This is a genomic window from Telluria sp. B2 (assembly GCF_051789535.1).
Lineage (GTDB): Bacteria > Pseudomonadota > Gammaproteobacteria > Burkholderiales > Burkholderiaceae_D > Telluria.
Map to the genome: position 1 here is coordinate 5,395,508 of NZ_CP196525.1, position 23,224 is coordinate 5,418,731.

15 protein-coding genes, 3 rRNA genes and 1 riboswitch are annotated in these 23,224 nt (G+C 63.3%); of the genes, 7 read left to right on the forward strand and 11 right to left on the reverse strand.

Going from position 1 to position 23,224, the window contains the following annotated elements:
• Positions 1-33: 33 nt before the first annotated feature.
• The 7 genes from ACSUZJ_RS23790 to ACSUZJ_RS23820 all read right to left on the reverse strand — a co-directional run bounded on the left by ACSUZJ_RS23790 (position 34) and on the right by ACSUZJ_RS23820 (position 6,448).
• A complete protein-coding gene (locus ACSUZJ_RS23790; RefSeq protein ID WP_499412131.1) occupies positions 34-840 on the reverse strand; it encodes a hypothetical protein in 807 nt (268 codons plus the stop codon).
• Positions 837-1,724, reverse strand: a complete 888-nt coding sequence (locus ACSUZJ_RS23795) for a quinoprotein dehydrogenase-associated putative ABC transporter substrate-binding protein (RefSeq protein WP_499412133.1) — start codon at positions 1,722-1,724, stop codon at positions 837-839. The genes ACSUZJ_RS23790 and ACSUZJ_RS23795 overlap by 4 nt, the downstream gene beginning before the upstream one ends.
• A complete protein-coding gene (locus ACSUZJ_RS23800; protein WP_499412134.1) occupies positions 1,721-2,140 on the reverse strand; it encodes a c-type cytochrome in 420 nt (139 codons plus the stop codon). Before ACSUZJ_RS23800 ends, ACSUZJ_RS23795 begins: the two co-directional genes overlap by 4 nt.
• Positions 2,141-2,232: 92 nt before the next feature.
• The gene (locus tag ACSUZJ_RS23805; RefSeq protein WP_499416655.1) at positions 2,233-3,975 is read right to left on the reverse strand and encodes a methanol/ethanol family PQQ-dependent dehydrogenase; all 1,743 of its coding nucleotides are present in this window, start codon (positions 3,973-3,975) and stop codon (positions 2,233-2,235) included.
• A gap of 291 nt (positions 3,976-4,266) precedes the next feature.
• Positions 4,267-4,623 carry a hypothetical protein gene (locus tag ACSUZJ_RS23810; RefSeq protein ID WP_499412135.1) on the reverse strand — a complete coding sequence of 119 codons (357 nt, stop codon included), beginning with the start codon at positions 4,621-4,623 and terminating at the stop codon, positions 4,267-4,269.
• A gap of 92 nt (positions 4,624-4,715) precedes the next feature.
• Positions 4,716-5,300: an S-(hydroxymethyl)glutathione synthase gene (gfa, locus tag ACSUZJ_RS23815; RefSeq protein ID WP_499412137.1), complete on the reverse strand. Its 585-nt coding sequence runs from the start codon at positions 5,298-5,300 to the stop codon at positions 4,716-4,718.
• Positions 5,301-5,341: 41 nt separating this feature from the next.
• Positions 5,342-6,448: an S-(hydroxymethyl)glutathione dehydrogenase/class III alcohol dehydrogenase gene (locus ACSUZJ_RS23820; RefSeq protein ID WP_499412138.1), complete on the reverse strand. Its 1,107-nt coding sequence runs from the start codon at positions 6,446-6,448 to the stop codon at positions 5,342-5,344.
• Positions 6,449-6,749: 301 nt separating this feature from the next.
• On the opposite strand from ACSUZJ_RS23820, the gene ACSUZJ_RS23825 reads away from it, so the two are divergent.
• Positions 6,750-8,891: a TonB-dependent receptor family protein gene (locus ACSUZJ_RS23825; protein WP_499412139.1), complete on the forward strand. Its 2,142-nt coding sequence runs from the start codon at positions 6,750-6,752 to the stop codon at positions 8,889-8,891.
• 12 nt (positions 8,892-8,903) lie between these two features.
• On the opposite strand, the gene ACSUZJ_RS23830 is transcribed toward ACSUZJ_RS23825, so the two are convergent.
• From ACSUZJ_RS23830 to ACSUZJ_RS23845, 4 genes are all read right to left on the reverse strand, one after another.
• Positions 8,904-11,180: a TonB-dependent receptor gene (locus ACSUZJ_RS23830; protein ID WP_499412140.1), complete on the reverse strand. Its 2,277-nt coding sequence runs from the start codon at positions 11,178-11,180 to the stop codon at positions 8,904-8,906.
• A 415-nt stretch (positions 11,181-11,595) separates the two neighbouring features.
• Positions 11,596-11,708: ribosomal RNA gene (gene rrf, locus ACSUZJ_RS23835) — 5S ribosomal RNA — on the reverse strand.
• A 119-nt stretch (positions 11,709-11,827) separates the two neighbouring features.
• Positions 11,828-14,703: ribosomal RNA gene (locus ACSUZJ_RS23840) — 23S ribosomal RNA — on the reverse strand.
• A gap of 274 nt (positions 14,704-14,977) precedes the next feature.
• Positions 14,978-16,508: ribosomal RNA gene (locus ACSUZJ_RS23845) — 16S ribosomal RNA — on the reverse strand.
• Together the 16S, 23S and 5S rRNA genes form the textbook arrangement of a ribosomal RNA operon.
• Positions 16,509-16,966: 458 nt before the next feature.
• Between ACSUZJ_RS23845 and cobT the strand changes: the two genes are divergently transcribed.
• The 6 genes from cobT to cobO all read left to right on the forward strand — a co-directional run bounded on the left by cobT (position 16,967) and on the right by cobO (position 23,214).
• Positions 16,967-18,001, forward strand: coding sequence for a nicotinate-nucleotide--dimethylbenzimidazole phosphoribosyltransferase (cobT, locus tag ACSUZJ_RS23850; protein WP_499412142.1), 1,035 nt, complete (start codon positions 16,967-16,969; stop codon positions 17,999-18,001).
• A gap of 1 nt (position 18,002) precedes the next feature.
• Complete coding sequence (locus ACSUZJ_RS23855) at positions 18,003-18,782, forward strand: adenosylcobinamide-GDP ribazoletransferase (protein WP_499412143.1); 780 nt, start codon at positions 18,003-18,005, stop codon at positions 18,780-18,782.
• Positions 18,779-19,330, forward strand: a complete 552-nt coding sequence (locus ACSUZJ_RS23860; RefSeq protein ID WP_499412144.1) for a histidine phosphatase family protein — start codon at positions 18,779-18,781, stop codon at positions 19,328-19,330. Before ACSUZJ_RS23855 ends, ACSUZJ_RS23860 begins: the two co-directional genes overlap by 4 nt.
• Positions 19,331-19,361: 31 nt before the next feature.
• A riboswitch (cobalamin riboswitch) is annotated at positions 19,362-19,579 on the forward strand.
• A 67-nt stretch (positions 19,580-19,646) separates the two neighbouring features.
• The gene (locus ACSUZJ_RS23865) at positions 19,647-21,518 is read left to right on the forward strand and encodes a TonB-dependent receptor domain-containing protein (protein ID WP_499412146.1); all 1,872 of its coding nucleotides are present in this window, start codon (positions 19,647-19,649) and stop codon (positions 21,516-21,518) included.
• A 10-nt stretch (positions 21,519-21,528) separates the two neighbouring features.
• Positions 21,529-22,557: a FecCD family ABC transporter permease gene (locus ACSUZJ_RS23870; protein ID WP_499412147.1), complete on the forward strand. Its 1,029-nt coding sequence runs from the start codon at positions 21,529-21,531 to the stop codon at positions 22,555-22,557.
• A gap of 33 nt (positions 22,558-22,590) precedes the next feature.
• Complete coding sequence (gene cobO, locus ACSUZJ_RS23875; RefSeq protein WP_499412148.1) at positions 22,591-23,214, forward strand: cob(I)yrinic acid a,c-diamide adenosyltransferase; 624 nt, start codon at positions 22,591-22,593, stop codon at positions 23,212-23,214.
• Positions 23,215-23,224: the final 10 nt, after the last annotated feature.

The following is a 23,224-nucleotide window of genomic DNA, read 5'->3' on the forward strand; positions in this document are numbered from 1 at the left end:
GCTGTTCCATATGCAGGCGTCGCGGCGCCGAGCTCAGCGCTTCGGATCGGCGACCTTGATCAGGGTGAGCGTTTCGTCGATGACGGGCAGCGCCGCGCCGGGCTTGCTCGTGCCGGGTGGCGCTGCCCCCTGTGCCGCCTGGGCCTGCGTGGCCGCCGCGGAAGCTGCGGTTCGCGCAACGACCGCCCCCGGCCGGCTCGCATTCGCCAGCGAGCTGCTCAGCTGGTACACGCCGCCCGGCACCCCCTCGCTGATCACGAAGGTATAGGTCTTGCGCACATAGTTCTCGAAACGCGCATGCAGGGGATCGTCGAGATAAGGCTGGATGCGCACCGCCTTGGCGTCGAGCGCCTTGCCCTGGTAGGTGATGCGCTGCGGCGTGACCTGCGCGCCTTGGGCCAGCGCCATCCGGATGCGCTTGCGGAAATACCCAGCCGAGCCACCGGTCAGGCGTTTCATCTCGGCGATGTCGCGTTCGAGGAAGCCGAGCAGTACCGGGTTGCCGTGCACGTCGTCGATCGCCGGCAGGTCGCGTTTGCGCTCGCCGGTGAGGAAATGCAGTTCCGCGTGGAGTTGCCCCTTGTCGCGCGAAACGTCGAGCTGGACATTGTCTGTGAACGCGGGCTCCACGTTGCTGACCTTGCGGAACTCGTAGACCAGGGTGGCCGGCGCCTTGATGCGCGCCAGGTGATCGGTCTCGAACAAGAGGACTTCGGCCGGCGAGACCGGCTGGGCACGGGCTGGGCCGAGCGCCAGCGCGGCGAGGACGGTCGCCCCGACGCACAGGCCGCGCGCACGCCGTGCCGGCGCCGGGCCGACAAGCACTGGAAAAAGCTTCATGGTTTCCTTTCCGCCTGGGGAGCCTGCGCCACGGTCCCCTGCAGTTCGAGCAGCGGCACGCCATACTGCGCGAGGATTGCGTGGATTTTCGCCTGGTTGGCTGCAATCAGGCCGTCGATACGCTGCCGGAACTGTTTATCGCTATGGCGCACCGCCATCGCGATCTCGAAATCGAGCTTCATGCCGGGCCGGGAGGCAAGCGGGATGGCGGCGATCGGCGCCGTGCGCGTATTCCTGGCGAAGTAACCGGCGATCGGTCCCCAGGCGAAGGCGACGTCGATCTTGCCGCTGGCCAGGTCCTTCTCGACCACCTGGCCGGGATACTGCTCGGCGTCGCCGGTCTGGCTCTGGTACCACTCGACCTGCTCCATCAGGCCGTTCTGCAGCAGCCATTCGGTGACCGGCGAACCGGTGAACACGCCGAAGCGCAGCTTCTTGCGGCGGGCGGGTTCCAGCGCCAGCAGGTCGTCCAGCGTGCGCACCTGGTCCAGGCCTTTTCCCTTCACATAAGCCATGGCATAGGTGGAGTGATAATAGGGCCGCGTGGTCGCCCCCAGCTCGAAGCCCTTGGGTACGCCGGTGACCAGGTCGCACTTGTAACGGTCCGTGTTTTCTTCCTTGGCGCGCAGGGTGTTACGGATGAAACCTATGCGCTGCGGGAACCAGGTGTGTTCCAGCTTCCAGCCCAGCTCCTGCGCCAGCAGCGCGGCGATCCTGTTCTCGAAGCCGGCTTCGGCGCGGTTCGACAGCGGCATGTTGTTCGGGTCCTGGCAGACCCGCAGCACCTTGTCGTCTCCGGGTGCGGGCGCGCCGTCCTGGGCCAGCGCCGGGCTGCCCAGGCAGGACAGGACGCAGGCGCCCGCCGCCAGCTGGCGCCATCTCATTTGCCGATCTCCTGCAGGCGGCCCGGCTCGATGGCGCCGTCGGAGCGGCCCTTCAGGTAGGCGTACAGGCTGTCGATGTTTTCGTTCACCATCTTGCTGGTATCGAAATTCGGCATGCCCTTCTCGATGCGTCCCTTCAGTACGGCCGCCTTGAATTCGTCCTTGCTGAGTACTTTCAGGCTGTTCACCAGCGAGGGACCGACCATGCCTTCCTGGGCGGCGCCATGGCAGCGCTCGCAGGCCATGGCGCGCCAGGTCTTCCAGCCGCTCAGGGTCTGGGCATCGACCTTGTTGCCGTCGACGACCTTGTAGGGGGGCGTATCCGCCGCGGCGGAGGGTACGGCCAGCAATCCGGGCAGCGCGGCCAGGGCCCAGCAGGCGGCCGCGATCCCTGCGTTCTTCGTGAGTCTGTTCATGATCATTCCTGACAATGCGGGAGGCGGCGCCGGCGCCCTGCCGGCGACCGTCTCCGGTTCACTTCATCCCAATGGTGTTGGCGGGTTGCGGATCAACGATCCGGCAGCGCGAACACGGTGAGTACGCCGCCCAGCTCGGTGTACTTGGCCAGGTCCTTGTAGCCGCCCACCGCACCCAGGCCCTCGGTGCCCTTGGTCAGGCCTGCCGCCAAGCCGATACCGGCCCAGCCGCCAATGCCGGACAGCACACCGATGTACTGCTTGCCCTTGTATTCCCAGGTATGGACATTGCCGATGATCCCCGACGGGGTCTTGAACTTCCACAGTTCCTTGCCGTTGTGGTCGACCGCCTTGATAAAGCCTTCCAGGGTGCCGTAGAACACGACATCGCCGGCAGTGGACAGGGCGCCGCTCCATACCGAGAACTTCTCGGGCTTGGACCAGACGATCTTGCCGGTGCCGGCATCCCAGGCGATGAAGTTGCCCAGGCCGCCGTGGCTGTTCGGGGCCGCATACATCGACAGCGTCGAGCCGACATAGGGCTGGCCGGCGGTGTACTCGATCTGGAACGGCTCGTAGTCCATGCAGACGTGGTTGGTCGGCACATAGAACAGGCCGGTCTTGCGCGAGTAGGTCGCTGGCTGCTGGTCCTTGGTGCCCAGCGCCGACGGGCAGATGCCCTTGGTATTGAAGTCGGGACCGTTCTTGTCGGTGCTGTAGGCGGCCACGACCTGCGGGCGGCCGCTCTTCATGTCGACGTGGGTGGCCCAGTTCACTTTCGGATCGAATTTTTCGGCGACCAGGAGTTCGCCGCTGACGCGGTCGAGCGTGTAGGCGAAGCCGTTGCGGTCGAAGTGCACCAGGGCCTTGCGCGGCTGGCCCTTGACCTTGATGTCGGCCAGGATCATCTCGTTCACGCCGTCATAGTCCCACTCGTCGTGCGGGGTCATCTGATAGACCCATTTCGCCATGCCGGTGTCGAGGTCGCGGGCGAAGATGGTCATCGACCACTTGTTGTCGCCCGGACGCTGGCGCGGGTTCCAGGTGCTCGGGTTGCCGGTGCCGTAGTAGACCAGGTTGGTTTCCGGGTCGTAGCTGTACCAGCCCCAGGTGGTGCCGCCGCCCAGCTTCCACTGGTCGCCCTGCCAGCTCTTGAGCGAGGAGTCCGGGCCGATCGGCGCCATCTTGCCGTCGGTCCAGGTCATGGTCTTGTTGGGGTCGACAATCAGCTCGTTGTCGGGGCCTGTGCTGTAGGCCTTCCACAAGATCTTGCCGGTGTTGATGTCGTGGGCGGTGACGCGTCCGCGCACGCCGAATTCGCCGCCGCTGATGCCGGTCAGGACTTTGTCCTTGAACACGTGTGGGGTATTGGTGGTGGTTTCGCCGATCTTCGGATCGCCGACCTTGTTCTTCCACAGTTCGGCGCCGGTCTTGGCGTCGAGCGCCACCAGGGTGGTGTCGTTCTGCTGCAGGAAGATCTTGCCGTTGGCATAGGCCACGCCGCGGTTGACCGTGTCGCAGCACATCACCGGGATCACGGTCGGGTCCTGCTTCGGCTCGTACTTCCAGCGGATGCTCTGGTCTTCCAGCGAGATCGCGAACACCTTGTTCGGGAAGGGGCTGTGGATGTACATGGTGTCGCCGATCACCAGCGGGCCGCCTTCATGGCCGCGCAGCACGCCGGTGGAGAAGGTCCAGGCCACCTGCAGGTTCTTGGCGTTCTTGCTGTTGATCTGCTTGAGTTCGCTGTAACGGTGGTTGGCGAAGTTCCCGGACTGCATCGCCCAGTTTTTCGGGTCCTTGGTCAGTTTTTCGACATCGGAGTCGGCGGCCATCGCCGGTGCGGCAGCCAGTGCCAGGCACGGCCACCAGCGGATGAGTCTCGTTAGCAATAACATGATGAAGTCTCCTATGGTTTTTTTGCGGTGCGACTGGTTGGCCCTGCCTCATCTCAGCGGGGATGCCCCACTTCTGTACAGCACTTAACGTGCCAGTAGCCGAATCGGGCGTATGCATGGCGGAACCGCACCGTGTACCCGTCCTCGCCACGTGACACATGTTCAGTTTCGTGACACTACCCACCCGCTCTGTGTCATCCGTGGCGCAGCCTGCGGCCGCGCCCGGCATTAACGTTGCGGCACACGACAGGCCTTGCTGGCGCTGGCCTGGACTTCCTTGTACTTGTTGGCCATCTCCTTGACCGGGACCGGATCGCGGAACAGCGCGCCGCGCTCGCCCGCGAGCGTCTGGTTGCGCAGCGCGGTGGACATCGTGACGTAGTCCTCGTAGGGCATGGCCTTGGCGATTTCGTCGATGACGCAGGAGCACTTGTAGAGGTATTCGTACTTGCCGTCGTGCTTTTGCATGCACTCCAGTACGTACTCCACCCGTCCGCTGGTCGGGAAATCATGGGCTTGCGCTGCCAGCGGGGCAGCCAGGGCTGCCGTCAGCAGCAAGTGCGGCAGCAAGTGCGTTTGCTTCATCTCTTCGTCTCCATTCACTTTTCACCGGGCGGCCGGTAACCGCGGCCTACGCGGTTACCGGCAATACCGGTCACGCTTCCTTCATGCTTCCTTCACGCTTCCTGCAGCACGCCGCGCGCCTTGGCCACGTGGGTCGAGATGGCGTCCATCAGGGCCGGCGACAGCGCGTCATAGGGCGGCAGGCCGAGCTCGACCAAGCGCGCGCGCACCGCCCCCATGTTTTTCGGATCGGCGCCGGACTCGATGATCGAAGACACGAAGGCGGCGAACTCGGGCGGCGCCCAGCCGTCCTCGTGCGACAGCTCGGTGTGCACGAAGTCCAGGCCATAGAAGGGGTGGGCGGTGTTCTCGATCCGGCCGAACATGTGCACGCCGCAGTCGCGGCAGGCGTAGCGCTGGATGGTGGCGGAGGAGTCGACCACGGCGAGCTTGTCGGCGTTGGCGGTCACCTTCAGGTTCTCGCGCGGGACCACCGCAACCTGGGAAAACAGCGCGCCGGCCGGCTTCCAGCACTTGGTGCAGCCGCATACGTGGTTGTGCGCGACCTGCCCCTTGATCTCCACCGTCACCGGATTGGTGCTGCACTGGCAGGTCAGTGTGCCGCCAGAAAAATTCGGCGCGGCCGGCTTGATGCCGTGATCGACGGCGGGATGGATATGGATTTCTTCGTTCATCATCGGTCTCCGTTTTGGATTGGTCTACACGTACAAAGGCTGGGTCAGTACAGCACCACCGAGCGGATCGACTGTCCGCTCTTCATCAGGTCAAACCCTTCGTTGATGCGCTCGAGCGGCAGGGTGTGGGTGATCAGGTCGTCGATGTTGATCTTGTTGTCCATGTACCAGTCGACGATCTTCGGCACGTCGGTGCGCCCGCGTGCGCCCCCGAAAGCCGAACCCTTCCACTCGCGGCCCGTCACCAGCTGGAACGGACGGGTCGAGATCTCTGCGCCGGCCTCGGCCACGCCGATGATGATCGACTGGCCCCAGCCCTTGTGGCAGCACTCCAGCGCCTGGCGCATGGTCTTGACGTTGCCGATGCACTCGAAGGAGTAGTCGGCGCCGCCGTCGGTGAGCTGGACGATGGCGTCGACCACGTTCTCAACCTGGCTCGGATTGACGAAGTGGGTCATGCCGAACCTGCGTGCCATCTCCTCGCGCGCCGGGTTCAGGTCGACACCGATGATCTTGTCGGCGCCGACCATCTTGGCCGCCTGGATCACGTTCAGGCCGATGCCACCCAGGCCGAACACGACGACGTTCGCGCCCGCCTCGACCTTGGCGGTGAACACGACCGCGCCGACGCCGGTGGTGACGCCGCAGCCGATGTAGCAGGCCTTGTCGAAGGGTGCATCCTCGCGGATCTTGGCCAGGGCAATTTCCGGCACGACGATGTAGTTCGAGAAGGTCGAGGTGCCCATGTAGTGGTAGATCGGCTTGCCGTCGAGCGAGAAGCGCGACGTCGCGTCAGGCATCAGGCCGCGGCCTTGCGTGGAGCGGATCGCCTGGCACAGGTTGGTCTTGCGGGACAGGCAGAATTTGCACTGGCGGCATTCCGGCGTGTACAAGGGGATCACATGGTCGTCGCGCTTGACCGTGGTGACGCCGGGGCCGGTCTCGAGCACGATACCGGCGCCTTCGTGGCCGAGGATGGCCGGGAAGATGCCCTCCGGGTCGGCGCCCGACAGGGTGTAGTAGTCGGTGTGGCAAATCCCGGTGGCCTTGATTTCCACCAGCACTTCGCCGGCGCGCGGCCCTTCGAGGTCGACGTCGGCGATGGACAGGGGTTCCCCTGCTTTCCAGGCAATGGCTGCTCTCGTTTTCATATTCTCTTCCGTATCGATAAGGTTTCGCGACGGTACGCACGCTGCTGCCAGTGCGCCCCCTGTCACAATGCTGTGTCAGCTGTTCATATCTGAGACAGGTGTTCCATGATTCGCGGTCAAGCTGCCCCGGCGACGGCGCCTGAGGCGCCCGGGGAAGCGAATCCGTGCTTCCCTGGATCACAGCAATGCAAGCGCCGTGCCACACCGATGGCCATGGCAGGCATATTGCTTGGATTGGAGGTGGGCCGATGCCAGAACCGGCCCCGGCAATCCAGAACAGAATCAGTCAACGGAGACATGCATGCAGCAACCATTTCCCTCCCGCCCCACCGTCATCGCTGCGCTGTTGGCGGCGGGCGGCGCTGCGTTTACGGCCAGCGGCAAGGCCCAGGCGGACGAGCTCGCCGCAGCTGCGCCGGTGCCGGTCGTCGTCGTTACCGGCAGCCGGATCGAGCAGGACAGCTTCGACTTCCCGGCCGCGGTCGACACCGTCGATGCGCAACGTATCGGCGCTGCCTGGATGCGCGTGAATGCGTCCGAGGCGCTGGCGGCGGTGCCTGGCCTGGTGGTCCTGAACCGCCAGAACTACGCGCAGGACCTGCAGATTTCCTCACGCGGCTTCGGCGCACGCTCGGCCTTCGGCGTGCGCGGCGTGCGCCTGATCGCCGACGGCATCCCGGCCTCGATGCCCGATGGCCAGGGCCAGGCCGCCACCTTCAATCTCGACCTGGCCGAGCGCATCGAGGTGCTGCGCGGGCCCTTTTCCGCGCTCTACGGCAATCACTCGGGCGGTGTGATCCAGCTGTTCACGCGCGACGGCCAGGGCCGCCCATCGGTCGAAACCACGGTCTCCGGCGGCAGCGACGGCACGCACAAGATCGATCTCAACGCGCAGGGCGAAACGAACGGCATCGGCTACGTCATCGATGCCTCACGCTTCGGGACCGACGGCTACCGCCACCACAGCGCGGCGCGGCGCGACCAGGGCTTTGCCAAGCTCAGCGTCAAGCCGGGCGCGACCAGCCGCCTGACCGTCACCGCCAGCACCCTGACGCAGGACGACACGCAAGATCCGCTCGGCGTGACCTGGGCCACCTTCCAGCGCGATCCGCGCGCCGGCGAAATCGATCCGACCGATACGCAGACGCCGAACCGCACGCTGGCCGAACGCTACAACACACGCAAGAGCATCGACCACCAGCAGGGCGGCGCCGTCTTCGAACAGCGCTTCGGTCCGGACCGGCTGCGCATCACGGCCTATGCCGGCAAGCGGCAGGTGGTCCAGTACCAGGCGTTCTCGCGCGGCTTCCAGGCGCCCTCTACCCATTCGGGCGGCGTGGTCGATTTCGACCGCGACTTCTACGGCGCCGACCTGCAGTGGCTGGCTGTGCGCCCGCTTGCCGGCGGCAAGCTCAGCACGACCCTGGGTCTCGAATACAACCGCTCGAAGGACGATCGCCAGGGCTTCGAGAACTTCGTCGGCGCCCAGCTTGGCGTGCGCGGGGCGCTGCGGCGCGACGAAACCGACAAGCTCTCCAGCCTCGATCCCTACCTGCAGACGCAATGGGAAGGCGGTCCCTGGGTGCTGACGGCGGGCCTGCGCCGCAGCAGCCTGAAAGTGGAAGTGGACGATCGTTTCCTCGCCAATGGCGACGACAGCGGCGGCGTCGACTACAGCAAGGTGACACCGGTGCTTGGCGTGCTGTACAAGGTGTCGCCGCACCTGAACCTGTATGCGAGCGCCGCGCGCGGCTTCGAGACGCCGACGCTGAACGAGCTGTTCTACTCGGGCGCGGGCCGTGGCTTCAATTTCAACCTGCAGCCGGCCACCAGCCGGCACGTCGAGGTCGGCGCCAAGGCGAAACTGGGAGAGAATACACGGGTCGAGGCGGCCCTGTTCCAGGTGCGAACCGACGACGAGATGGTGGTCGATACCTCGTCCGGCGGACGCACCAGCTATCGCAACGCCAGCGAAACCCTGCGCCGCGGCGCGGAGGTGTCGCTCGAAAGCGAACTGGGAGCCGGCTTCAGCGCCAGGGTGGCCATGACGGTGCTGCGGGCGACCTACGAAACGGGCTTCGGCAGTGTCGCTGCCGGCCGCCGGCTGCCGGGTGTGCCGCGCGCGAACATGTTCGGCGAGCTGGCATGGAAGGACGAGGGCGGGCGCTTCGGCGCGGCGCTGGAAACGATTGCGAGCAGCAAGATCTATGCGGAGGACAGCAATAACGAACGCCCGGCGCCGGGTTATGCAGTCGTCAACGCGCGCGTGCAGGCGCGCCAGACAGTCGACCGCTGGCGCTTCCGCCAGTACCTGCGGCTGAACAATGTGTTCGACCGCAGCTATGTCGGCTCGGTGATCGTGGGCGACGCCAACAGGCGCTATTACGAGGCCGCGCCGGGACGGCAGTGGATGATCGGCGTCAGTGCGCAGTACACCTTCTGAGGTCCGCGGCGCTCAGAAGGTGTAGCGCAGGCCGGCCATGATGGCGCGCGGGGCGCCCGGGGCGACAAAGCGCGCATGTTCGGCCTCGACTTCTCCCTCGTGCGGCCTGAGCTGGACGCCGTGCGGGAACAGGTCGGGACCGATGGCGCCAAAGGTTTCGTAGCGCCGGTCGAACAGGTTGCTCACGCGTGCGTACAGTTCCCAGCCGGGCGCTGGTCGGTAGCTGGCGCGCAGGCCGACCAGGACATGGCCACGCACGCGCCAGTCGCCGCGCTCGGGCGCCTCTCCCTCTTCGGGATCTTCGATCAGGCCATCCTCGTTGCCTTGCGTGCCCAGGCTGCTCGCGCCCTGCAGGTCGATGCCGAAGTCGAGCTGCGGATTCGCGCGCCAGTCCAGCGACAGTTTGCCGCTGTGGCGCGGCAGCCCGGCCAGGCGCGTCCCGCGCGCGACCTGCACGTTGCGCGCACCGGTGAACAGCTCGCCATCGGCGTCGTAGATCGCTTCCAGGTAGCTGTAGGCCAGGCGTATGCCGAAGGACCCGAAACGCCGGGTCAGCGTGGCGTCCAGCCCCTGGTGGCGGGTGCGTTCGAAATTCGAAAAATAGCCCTGGCGCGAAGGCGCGCTGAGGAAGAGGATGTCGTCACGGTTGACGGTGCGGTGCAGCGACACCGTGTAGCGGCCGCCCTGCCAATCGCCACGCACACCGGCTTCCATCGTGCGCGCGATGACCTGCTTGAGATAGGGGTCGGCCTGCAGGCCCACCGGTAGGCGGCAGGGATTCTCGGGGTCCGCGCAGCCGAGCTCGATCACGGTCGGCACCCGGTTGCCCTGTGCGATATTGGCGAACAGGGCGTGATCGGGGCTGAGTTGGTGGGTCAGGCCGAAGGAGGGGTTCAGGCGGGTATACGTAAAGCTTTCCGTCGGCTGCAGGCCACGCTCGTTGGTGAGTGTGTTGCGCACGCGCGCACGGTTCCAGCGCGCGCTCGCGGTCAGCTGGGTGGCAGGGGAAAGGGCGTGGCTGGCCGCCGCGTACAGGCCGAAAGCGCGCGAGCTTCCCGTCACCGCGGCATCGACTTCGCGTTCTTCGTCCGGGTCGCCGATCACTTCGCGCCCAGGGGTGATAAAGGCTTCCTGCTCGAACTGGGCATACTCGGAACTGCTGTAGTCGTAGCTCAGGCCAAAGTCGTAGCGGTCCGCGCCGCGGCGGGTGCTGAAGGCGACGCTCAGGCCTCTTCCTTTCTGGCGCGTGCTGGTCGTGTTCAGTACGCCGGGATGCAGCGCCGCCCCCTCCTCGCGGGTGAGACCGCACTCGTCCGGCTCGAGCGGGGCGCCGGCGGCATCGAAACCCTCCGCGCAGTCTTCGACGTAGTCGTCGTAGTCCTCGCTGAGGTCGCCATTCACGGTGTCGCGGCGGCTGTTGCGCACATAGGCGGTGGCGGTGATTTCGCTGTCGGGATTGAGGCGGTGGGTCAGGTTGAAGCTGCCCTGCCCCAGCCGGTTGCGCGTGGTATCCGGATGGGTATAGACGGCGCGGCGGTCGTCTTCGTATAAAGGATCCGGCAGCAGGCCGTTGCCGAGCAGGCGGCTGCGCCCGCCGAGCAGTGCCAGGCTCCAGTCGGTGTCGCCGTGCGAGCGGCCGACCTTGAGCAGGACGTTGCCGAGGCGGCCCGCCGAATAATCACGCCAGCCGCTGTCGTCGAACAGGGTGGCGCCGACAAAGCTGTGCCATCCAGTATTGTCGTGCCAGCCATAGGCGAAATCGGCCCGGCGCCGGCCTTGGTCGGTCACCGACAGTCCGGCTTCGCCACCCGGGTGGCTCAGGCCCGACTTGGTCGTGAAGGCGAGTGCGCCGCCCAGGGTATTCAGGCCATACAACGGGTTGGCGCCCGGGACCAGCAGGACGCTGCCGATCGCCGCCTCGGGCAGCATGTCCCAGTTGACCACGTCGCCAAACGCTTCGTTCACGCGCACGCCGTCCAGGTAGACCGAGATGCCCTGGGCGCTGCCGAGCACGGGCGAGGCGCGGAAGCCGCGGAAAGTCAGGTCGTTCTGGAAGGGGCTACCGGAAACCTCGTTCACGTTCACGCCGTTCAGGGTGCGCGCCATGAACTCGGCCAGGTTCTCGCCGGCGGCCTTCGGCAGGTCCTTGTCGCTGACGAGCTGGACCGGATAAGGCAGGAGCTTGCGTTCGATACCCAGGCCAGGCAAGGGCGCCATCCCGACCACCTCCACCCGCGCGATCTCTCCCTGGTCGAGTTCCGCTTCGGCGCTGGCACAAGTGGGCAGCAAGGCTGCTGCGATGATGCAGCCGAGCTTCTTGCGATGGAGAGGGCGATGCGTGGCTGGCTGTCCTGGCGGCCGAGTCGGGCTTTGCATTGTTGTCCTGTATGGAAGTGGGACCAATCCATAAGACGAGCAAGGGACATGCCAATGAGCGCAGGGCGATGGTTCCACCAACTTGTTCGGAAACTGAACAGCTGTGCCGGCACGGCTGACCGCCAACTGTTCAGTTATAGGACAGATGCACGACGGCTGGGAGAGTCGGCGTGACCGGCTTGGTAGGGTGGACACCTGTGTCCACGCCGTCTCACCGGTTGCTCGGCTTGCAGCCCGGAGAGAAACGGGCAGCGGAAACGACGGCCCAAAAGCAAAAAACCCCACCGAGATCACTCGGTGGGGTTTTTTGCTTACTGCTAATTAACTAGCCTGACGATAACCTACTTTCACACTGGTTGCAGCACTATCATCGGCGCAAAGTCGTTTCACGGTCCTGTTCGGGATGGGAAGGGGTGGGACCGACTTGCTATGGTCATCAGGCATGACTTGTACGAGTTTCGCTCACTCATGTGAGCGCCACTCTGAATCTGGAAGAAGTATTGGGTAGCAACTGTATCAACAAACAGCGCTGTATCCTGACCTGTACCTGCTAAGGTTATAGGGACAAGCCGTACGGGCAATTAGTACTGGTTAGCTTAATGCATTACTGCACTTCCACACCCAGCCTATCAACGTCCTGGTCTCGAACGACCCTTCAAGGAGCTCAAGGCTCCGGGAAATCTCATCTCAAGGCAAGTTTCCCGCTTAGATGCTTTCAGCGGTTATCTCTTCCGAACTTAGCTACCCGGCAATGCCACTGGCGTGACAACCGGTACACCAGAGGTTCGTCCACTCCGGTCCTCTCGTACTAGGAGCAGCCCCCTTCAAATTTCCAACGCCCACGGCAGATAGGGACCAAACTGTCTCACGACGTTTTAAACCCAGCTCACGTACCACTTTAAATGGCGAACAGCCATACCCTTGGGACCGGCTACAGCCCCAGGATGTGATGAGCCGACATCGAGGTGCCAAACTCCCCCGTCGATATGAACTCTTGGGAGGAATCAGCCTGTTATCCCCAGAGTACCTTTTATCCGTTGAGCGATGGCCCTTCCATACAGAACCACCGGATCACTATGTCCTACTTTCGTACCTGCTCGACTTGTCGGTCTCGCAGTTAAGCACGCTTATGCCATTGCACTATTAGCACGATGTCCGACCGTACCTAGCGTACCTTCGAACTCCTCCGTTACACTTTAGGAGGAGACCGCCCCAGTCAAACTGCCTACCATGCACTGTCCCCGATCCGGATAACGGACCAAGGTTAGAACCTCAAACAAACCAGGGTGGTATTTCAAGGATGGCTCCACGGGAACTGGCGTCCCCGCTTCAAAGCCTCCCACCTATCCTACACAGATTGGTTCAAAGTCCAATGCAAAGCTACAGTAAAGGTTCATGGGGTCTTTCCGTCTAGCCGCGGGTAGATTGCATCATCACAAACATTTCAACTTCGCTGAGTCTCGGGAGGAGACAGTGTGGCCATCGTTACGCCATTCGTGCAGGTCGGAACTTACCCGACAAGGAATTTCGCTACCTTAGGACCGTTATAGTTACGGCCGCCGTTTACTGGGACTTCAATCAAGAGCTTGCACCCCATCATTTAATCTTCCAGCACCGGGCAGGCGTCACACCCTATACGTCCACTTTCGTGTTTGCAGAGTGCTGTGTTTTTATTAAACAGTCGCAGCCACCAGTTTATTGCAACCCTTTCGCCCTCACACAGTAAAGTGATCAAGCTACCGGGGCGTACCTTTTCCCGAAGTTACGGTACCAATTTGCCGAGTTCCTTCTCCCGAGTTCTCTCAAGCGCCTTAGAATACTCATCTCGCCCACCTGTGTCGGTTTGCGGTACGGTCTCGTATGACTGAAGCTTAGAGGCTTTTCTTGGAACCACTTCCGATTGCTTCGTGGCGCATGGCCACCCGTCTCGACCCCTTGAATTCCGCGCCCGGATTTGCCTAAGCGCCTTCTATGAGTCAAGAACCAGCTATTCCAACAGCTGGACAACCTTCCGCGATCCGTCCCCCCATCGCATCATACGACGGTGCAGGAATATTAACCTGCTTCCCATCAGCTACGCATCTCTGCCTCGCCTTAGGGGCCGACTCACCCTGCTCCGATGAACGTTGAACAGGAAACCTTGGGCTTACGGCGTGCGGGCTTTTCACCCGCATTATCGCTACTCATGTCAGCATTCGCACTTCTGATACCTCCAGCATCCTTTACAAGACACCTTCGCAGGCTTACAGAACGCTCTCCTACCATATGTCATAAGACATATCCGCAGCTTCGGTGACTGGCTTAGCCCCGTTACATCTTCCGCGCAGGACGACTCGATCAGTGAGCTATTACGCTTTCTTTAAATGGTGGCTGCTTCTAAGCCAACATCCTGACTGTTTTAGCCTTCCCACTTCGTTTTCCACTTAGCCAATCTTTGGGACCTTAGCTGGCGGTCTGGGTTGTTTCCCTCTTGACGCCGGACGTTAGCACCCGACGTCTGTCTCCCAAGCTCGCACTCATCGGTATTCGGAGTTTGCAATGGTTTGGTAAGTCGCAATGACCCCCTAGCCATAACAGTGCTCTACCCCCGATGGTGATACTTGAGGCACTACCTAAATAGTTTTCGGAGAGAACCAGCTATTTCCAGGTTTGTTTAGCCTTTCACCCCTACCCACAGCTCATCCCCTAATTTTTCAACATTAGTGGGTTCGGACCTCCAGGGCGTGTTACCGCACCTTCATCCTGGCCATGGGTAGATCACCTGGTTTCGGGTCTACACCCAGCGACTGTCGCCCTGTTCGGACTCGATTTCTCTACGGCTCCCCTATTCGGTTAACCTCGCCACTGAATGTAAGTCGCTGACCCATTATACAAAAGGTACGCCGTCACGGATCAAGTCCGCTCCGACTGTTTGTATGCACACGGTTTCAGGATCTATTTCACTCCCCTCCCGGGGTTCTTTTCGCCTTTCCCTCACGGTACTGGTTCACTATCGGTCGATTACGAGTATTTAGCCTTGGAGGATGGTCCCCCCATGTTCAGACAGGATTTCTCGTGTCCCGCCCTACTTGTCGTACGCTTAGTACCACCGTCCGGATTTCGTGTACGGGGCTATCACCCGCTATGGCCAGAGTTTCCAATCTGTTCCACTATCCGATCGACTATCACGTACAGGCTCTTCCCATTTCGCTCGCCACTACTTTGGGAATCTCGGTTGATTTCTTTTCCTGCAGCTACTTAGATGTTTCAGTTCGCCGCGTTCGCTTTGCATGCCTATGTATTCAGCATGCAATGACCCAAAGGGCCGGGTTTCCCCATTCGGAAATCTGCGGATCAAAGTGTGTTTGCTCACTCCCCGCAGCTTATCGCAAGCTACTACGTCCTTCATCGCCTGTAATCGCCAAGGCATCCACCATGTGCACTTATTCGCTTGTCCCTATAACGTTAGCCCCTGCTGACAACAGGGAACGCTACAGGATCAAGAGTACAGCGTTATTGCATGTTTGTTGATACTTTGATTACTACCCTAAGTGTGCTCACTCATCATTCCTGATTCGCTTACACGCTTAAAAAAACTTTACTTCTTCCAGATTGTTAAAGAACGCAAACTACACTTAGCTCAAGCTTTCGCTTCAGCTAAATATAGTTCTGATCAACAGTCGATAAGCGTAGGCGCTTGATGCCGAGCGTTAGCTCCGGTGCTACTCTAGAAAGGAGGTGATCCAGCCGCACCTTCCGATACGGCTACCTTGTTACGACTTCACCCCAGTCACGAATCCTACCGTGGTAAGCGCCCTCCTTGCGGTTAAGCTACCTACTTCTGGTAAAACCCGCTCCCATGGTGTGACGGGCGGTGTGTACAAGACCCGGGAACGTATTCACCGCGGCATGCTGATCCGCGATTACTAGCGATTCCAACTTCACGCAGTCGAGTTGCAGACTGCGATCCGGACTACGATACACTTTCTGGGATTAGCTCCCCCTCGCGGGTTGGCGGCCCTCTGTATGTACCATTGTATGACGTGTGAAGCCCTACCCATAAGGGCCATGAGGACTTGACGTCATCCCCACCTTCCTCCGGTTTGTCACCGGCAGTCTCATTAGAGTGCTCTTGCGTAGCAACTAATGACAAGGGTTGCGCTCGTTGCGGGACTTAACCCAACATCTCACGACACGAGCTGACGACAGCCATGCAGCACCTGTGTTCAGGTTCCCTTTCGGGCACTCCCCGATCTCTCGAGGATTCCTGACATGTCAAGGGTAGGTAAGGTTTTTCGCGTTGCATCGAATTAATCCACATCATCCACCGCTTGTGCGGGTCCCCGTCAATTCCTTTGAGTTTTAATCTTGCGACCGTACTCCCCAGGCGGTCTACTTCACGCGTTAGCTGCGTTACCAAGTTAATTAAAACCCGACAACTAGTAGACATCGTTTAGGGCGTGGACTACCAGGGTATCTAATCCTGTTTGCTCCCCACGCTTTCGTGCATGAGCGTCAGTCTTGACCCAGGGGGCTGCCTTCGCCATCGGTGTTCCTCCACATCTCTACGCATTTCACTGCTACACGTGGAATTCTACCCCCCTCTGCCAGACTCCAGCCTTGCAGTCTCCAACGCAATTCCCAGGTTGAGCCCGGGGATTTCACGTCAGACTTACAAAACCGCCTGCGCACGCTTTACGCCCAGTAATTCCGATTAACGCTTGCACCCTACGTATTACCGCGGCTGCTGGCACGTAGTTAGCCGGTGCTTATTCTTCAGGTACCGTCATTAGCAAGAGATATTAGCTCCTACCGTTTCTTCCCTGACAAAAGAGCTTTACAACCCGAAGGCCTTCTTCACTCACGCGGCATTGCTGGATCAGGCTTGCGCCCATTGTCCAAAATTCCCCACTGCTGCCTCCCGTAGGAGTCTGGACCGTGTCTCAGTTCCAGTGTGGCTGGTCGTCCTCTCAGACCAGCTACTGATCGTCGCCTTGGTGAGCCTTTACCTCACCAACTAGCTAATCAGACATCGGCCGCTCCAAAAGCATGAGGTCTTGCGATCCCCCACTTTCTTCCGTAGAACGTATGCGGTATTAGCGTAACTTTCGCTACGTTATCCCCCACTTCTGGGTACGTTCCGATGTATTACTCACCCGTTCGCCACTCGCCACCAGACCGAAGCCCGTGCTGCCGTTCGACTTGCATGTGTAAAGCATGCCGCCAGCGTTCAATCTGAGCCAGGATCAAACTCTTCAGTTCAATCTCTGTTTGTTGACTCTTTCGAGTCATCCTGATTTCTCAGGAGTCGCTCACTCAAAATACTGACCGTCATCTCATTGCTGAGACAACGTTAATACTTTGTGCGAACATTTGATAATTTAAGTAATCAGCTGAACAAGTCAGCTGGCACCTTCATCAAACGCCCACACTTATCGACTGTTAATTGTTAAAGAACCGTTGTTCTGTACTACCTTGCTGCACTTGCGAATCGTTTTGTTCGTCAGCAGCAGAGAAGTGAGATTATGCAGTGTTTCGCGATGCTCGTCAACTTCTTTTTTACAACACCGCGTTGTATCGCGGCTCCCCCTGTTCCTTCAACTACTTGATTTCGTTGCCGTTTTCAGCGGGAACAGGACTATAGCAAAGCGGCGAGCGGGTTGCAAGGGTCTCTTCGTGTGCTATCGTTGCCGCCGCCTCTACTTTATAGAACAACAACGATGCGCCTTCCAGACCTGGCTCCCATCCGCAACGACGAACTGGCCGCCGCCCTCGCGGCCGCGATCGACAACAAGACGAAACCACTCGGCAGCCTGGGCCGCCTGGAAGGGTTGGCACGGCAGATCGGCCTGATCCAGGCCAGCGCCGCGCCGCGCATCGACCGCCCTGCCATATTGGTGTTCGCGGCAGACCACGGCATCGTCGCGGAAGGCGTGTCGGCCTACCCGCAGGAAGTGACCTGGCAGATGGTCGAGAACTTCCTGGCCGGCGGGGCGGCGATCAATGTCTTCGCGCGCCAGAACAACTGCGCGATCCAGGTCATCGATGCGGGCGTCAACCATGAGTTCGGCGAACGCGCGGGTCTCGTCGATCGCAAGGTGGCTTTCGGCACCCGTAACTTTGCAGTCGAGGCGGCGATGAGCACGGAAGAATGCGCGCTCGCCATGGAACGCGGCATGGCCCTGGCGCGTGACCTGCCGGGCAATGTCGTCGGTTTCGGCGAAATGGGCATCGGCAACACCACCGCGGCGGCGGCCCTGATGCACAAGCTGGCGGGAATCCCCGTGGCCGAGTGCGTCGGTGCCGGCACCGGCCTGTCGCCCGAGGGCATGCGTCACAAGCAGGCCGTGCTCGAAGCGGCGGTAGCGAAACACGCGGGTATCGACGATCCGCTGGCTGTATTGGCCACCTTCGGCGGCTTCGAGATCGCGATGATGGCCGGCGCCATGCTGCAGGCGGCCGCGCTGCGCAAGGTCCTGCTGATCGACGGCTTCATCGTGACCAGCGCCTTGCTGCTTGCCGCGCGCCTGCAGCCGGCGATCCTCGACTACTGCGTGTTCGCCCACTGCTCGGACGAACAAGGCCACCGCCTGATGCTGGAACACCTGGACGCCCGTCCGCTCCTGCAGCTCGACCTGCGCCTGGGCGAAGGCACCGGCAGCGCGCTCGCCCTGCCGCTGCTGCACGCGGCAGTGAACTTCCTGGCGGAGATGGCGACCTTCTCTTCCGCCCAGGTCAGCACCAGCGGCCAATAAGATGCAGCAATTGCGCCTGTTCTTCATTGCGCTGCAATTCTTCACGCGCCTGCCGATCCCGCGCTGGGTCGGCTTCCAGCCCGAGTGGCTGCACCATGCCTCGCGCTACTTCCCGCTGGTCGGCTGCGTGGTGGCGGCGGTGGCGGCAGCCGTGTACCTGCTGGCAGCCCTGGTGCTGCCCGCGCCGGTTGCGGCGGTGCTGTCGACCGCGGCCTCGATCTACGTCACCGGCGCCTTTCACGAGGACGGCTTTGCCGACACCTGCGATGGCCTCGGCGGCGGTATGACGCGCGAGCGCGTGCTCGAGATCATGAAAGACTCGCGCATCGGCGCCTATGGTGCGATCGGCATGGTCTGCATGCTGGGCGCGAAGTGTACGGCGCTGGCCATGCTGCCGCCAAGCAGCGCCATCGCCGCGCTGTTCCTCGCCCACCCGCTCTCCCGGCTGGCGGCCACCAGCCTCATCTGGCGCATGGACTACGCGCGTGCCGAAGGCAAGGCGAAGCCGATGGCCCAGCAGATGACGGGGGCGGAATTCGCCATCGCCACGCTCACGGCCTTCCTGCCGGGCGCGCTGCTGGTCGCAGGCGGCCAGCTCAGTGCCGCGGCGCTGTGCGCCTGTGTCGCCGCGGCCGCCCTGTCCGCGCTCTGGCTGGCCCGCAAGTTCCAGACCCGCCTTCAAGGCTACACCGGGGATTGCCTGGGCGCCGTCCAGCAGCTGGCGGAAGTGGCGGTCTACCTCGTCATCGTAGCCAGCCTCGGCCAGAGTGCACTGGCATGAACATGCGTCTGCTGCTGGTACGCCATCCGAGGCCGGATATCGATGCGCATCTCTGCTATGGGTGCAGCGACGTCGCGGTGGCACAGCAGGAGCTCCTGCGCGTACGCGACGCGCTCCTCGCTGCCGGCCTGCCCCGCACCCTGCCGACTTATGCCAGTCCGCTGTCCCGCTGCGCCGCCCTGGCCCGCGCCCTGGATCCGCCTCAGCTGCGCTTCGATGCACGCCTGGCCGAGATGGACTTTGGCGCCTGGGAGCTGCGCAGCTGGGACGCCATACCGCGTCTCGACATCGACGCCTGGGCCGAAGACCTCCTGCATTACCGCCCAGGCGGCGCCGAATCGGTCCTCGATGTCGCGCGCCGGGTCGCCGCCTTCCTCGACGACCTGCGCGGCGCCGGCCACCCCGAGGCCCTCGTCATCTGCCATGCCGGCACCATCCGCCTGCTGCGCGCCCTGTACAAAAAACAGCCGCTGGAAGACGCCGCGCTGGAAGCGGCGCGCACGCCACACCACATCCCCTACGGCGACATGCTTGTGCTGAAAGACTGACAACACGGCTGACGACGCCGCTGAAGTCACCGTATAATGGCGCCGTTTTGGTGCTCGCGCCTGTGTTCACAGGTGCAGTTAAACGGGAAACACGAAGCCCCTCGAGGCCAACGTGTGCTGCCCCCGCAACGGTAAGCAAGTGCCGCGTTCACGCGGCAAACCGTCTCCCCAGACCACTGTGCATTTGCATGGGAAGGTCGGACGGCCTCACTTGCCAGCCCGGATACCGGCCAAAAGGTGGAGCGATGTCGCAGATATCGCTCTGTTCAATCTGGCCTACGGGGACGTGGGCTGGTTGTCCAACCCAAGAACCGTCATGACTTTTCACGTTTCACGGCAAGCGGCCGCTTCGTCGCTCGCGCTCGCCATGGCTGCGCCTTTCGCGCACGCCGATTCCACACCCGCTTCCACGTCCATGGATACCGTCGTCGTCACCGCCGCGCGCATGCCGCAGCGGGCCGCCGACGTCATCGCCCAGACCACCGTCATCGACAGCGACGAGATCGCACGCTCCGGCGCCGGCTCGGTTGCCGACGTGCTGCAGCGCCAGCCCGGCATCGAGATCACGCGCAACGGCAGCGCCGGCGCCAGCACCAGCGTGTTCCTGCGCGGCGCCAACAGCAACCAGGTCGTGGTCCTGCTCGACGGCGTGCGCATCGGCTCGTCCACCAGCGGCACGGCGAGCTGGAATGCGATCCCGCTGGAAGCCATCGAGCGCATCGAAGTCGTCTACGGTCCCTTGAGCACCCTGTACGGCGCCGACGCCATCGGCGGCGTGGTCCAGATCTTCACGCGCAAGGGCGAGCCCGGCCTGAACGGCGGCGCCTCGCTCGGCCTTGGCAGCGAGGCCACGCGCCAGGCCAGCGCCCACATCGCGGACGCCACCGGCGGCGAGCACGCGTTCAGCTACGCCTTCGGCGCGGGGCATGAAGAGTCGGATGGCTTCTCGGCCACCAGGCCGGGCGCATTCGGCTACAACCCGGACGACGACGGCTACCGCCGCAGCAACGTCCACGGCCGCATCGCGCTGGCCATCGCGCCCGGCATCGGGGCCGGCGCCCAGTTCCTGCACAGCCGCCTGCGCGCCCAGTACGACAGCGGCGCCGGCAGCTACGACACCCACAACGAGCAGGACCTGAACACCGCCTCGGTCTTCGTCGCCGGCCAGCTTGCTTCGAACTGGCGCAGCGTCGTGCAACTGGCGCGCTCGCAGGACAAGCTGGGCAGCTTCACCAGCGCGGCCGCCAGCGGCGCCAGCCAGATCGACACCCAACAGGACGAACTGAGCTGGCAAAACACGATCCGCCTGGGCAGCGACACCCTGCAGCTGCTCTACGGCCACCGCAAGGAAGAGGTGACATCCAGCGCCACCCGGGCCCTGGGGCGCGAGCGCATCACGAATTCCTATGCCGCCACCTACGCGCTGCGCCGCGACCGCCACCTGGTCGACATCAGCGCGCGCCAGGACAGGTCAAGCTACGGCCCGAAAACAACCGGCGCCGCCGGTTATGGCTACGACTTCGGCAACGGCCTGCGCGCCACCGCCAGCATCGGCTCGAGCTTCCGCGCGCCGACCTTCAACGAGCTCTACTACCCCGGGTACGGCGTCGAGACCAACCAGCCCGAGCGCGGCCGCAACGCCGAACTGGGCCTGCGCTACGACAGCCGCGGCGTGCAGCTGGACGCCACCTGGTTCCGCAACCGCCTGAGCGACATGATCGTCTCGGCCACGCCCTGCCCCGACCAGCGCGACGGGCGCACCGGCAGCTGCGCCTACAACGTGGCCTCGGCCATGCTGGAAGGCGTGAACATCTCAAGCACAGCGCGCATCGGCGCGCTGCGCCTGCGCGGCAGCCTGGACTGGCAGGACCCGCAGGACAAGGGCAGCGGCAAGCGCCTGGCGCGCCGCGCCGCCAGGCATGCGAACTTCGGCGCCGAGTACAAGCTGGGCCAGCTCGAGACCGGCGCCGAATGGCTGGTGTCGGGCGAGCGCTACGACGACGCGGCCAACCTGCGCCGCCTCGGCGGTTACGGCCTGCTCAACCTGTACGCGACCTGGCAGCTCAACGAGGACTTTTCCTTGCTGGCGCGCGTAAACAATGCGGCGGACAAGCATTATGAGCTGGCCCGCAACTACGGCACGGGCGGACGCAGCTGGTTCGCCGGCCTGCGCTACGGCATCCGCTAAGCACCGCGCCATGCGCACGCTGCCCCTGTTCCCGCTGCGCCAGCGCGCCCTGCTCGTCACGGGCTCGCTGCTGCTGGTGGCGCTCGCCTGCCTGCTGTATGCCGGCATGACCGGCTCGATCCAGGTGTCAGCCAGCGAAGTGCCGGCGGCGCTGCGCCAGCTGTTCGAAGGCCGGCCGCAGTCGCTGGCCGCTTCGCTGCTGGAACTGCGCGCCGGACGCGCGCTGGTCGCCTTCGTGACCGGCGCCGCCCTGGCGCTGGCCGGTGTGCTGATGCAGGCGCTGCTGCGCAATCCGCTGGCCGACCCCTACATCCTCGGCATCTCGGCCGGCGCTTCGGTCGGCGCGCTCGCGGCGCTGCTGCTGATGGCGGCCCTGGCGACCGTCGAGCTGGCGGCGGTCGGCGGGGCGATCACGGTGTCGCTCCTGCTCTACCTGCTGGCGCGCCAGGACCTGCGCGGCGGCGCCGGCAGTGGCGGCGGCACCTCGACCCTGCTCTTGACCGGGGTCGTGATCTCCTCGCTGTGCGTGGCCCTGATCACCCTGATGCTGTCGATCGCGCCCGAAGGCCGCCTGCGCAGCATGGTGTTCTGGATGATCGGCGACCTTGCCGGCGCGCCGGTGCGCCTGCTGCCCTGGCTGGTGCTGGGCGGCGCTCTCTTCTACGCGCTGCGCCACGCGCGCGGCATGAACGTGATGGCACTGCATGCGGAAGCCGCGGTGACGCTGGGCGTGCACGTTGGCAGCCTGCGCCGCGGCCTGTTCTTCATCTCGGGCATATTGACTGCCAGCGCCGTCACCAGCGCCGGCTCGATCGGCTTCGTCGGCCTGATCGTGCCGCACGCCTGCCGCTTCGCCTTCGGGCCCGACCACCGGGTCCTGATCCCGAGCGCGGTACTGGCCGGCGGCAGCTTCCTGGTGCTGTGCGACACGCTCGCGCGCACGGTCGTGGCGCCCCAGCAGCTCCCGGTCGGCGCCGTTACCGCGATCATCGGCGCCCCTGTCTTCCTTTATCAACTGCACCGGCTGCGCCGCAGCTGAAACCCGCAGCTAAACCTATTCCGGAACTCTCCCATGAACGACATGACTCCCGAACAGACGGCCGCCCTCAACGAGCGCCACCGCGCGCGCATGGAGCGCAAGAAGGCCATCATCGACGCGCGCATCCAGGCCGCCGACAAGCAAATCGGCATCATCATCGTCAACACCGGCAACGGCAAGGGCAAGAGCTCGAGCGCCTTCGGCATGGCGGCGCGTGCGCTCGGGCACGGCATGCGCGTGGGCGTGGTCCAGTTCATCAAGGGCGCCAAGGCCACCGGCGAAGAGCTGTTCCTGCGCCGCTTCCCCGAGGTGAGCTTCCATGCCATGGGCGAGGGCTATACCTGGGAAACCCAGAACCGCGAGCGCGACATGGCCAAGGCGGGCGAGGCATGGCAGCAGGCCAAGCGCTTCCTGTCGGATCCGGCAATCGGGCTGGTGGTGCTGGACGAACTGAACATCGCCCTGAAATACCGCTACCTCGACGTCCACACGGTCATCGAGGACCTGCTGGACCGGCCGGCCATGCAGCACGTCGTCATCACCGGCCGCGGCGCGCCGCCGGAACTGGTGGCGGTGGCCGACACCGTCACCGAAATGAACGTGGTGAAGCATGCATTCGCCGCCGGCATCGCGGCGCAAGCGGGGACGGAATGGTGAGCGGCGCACA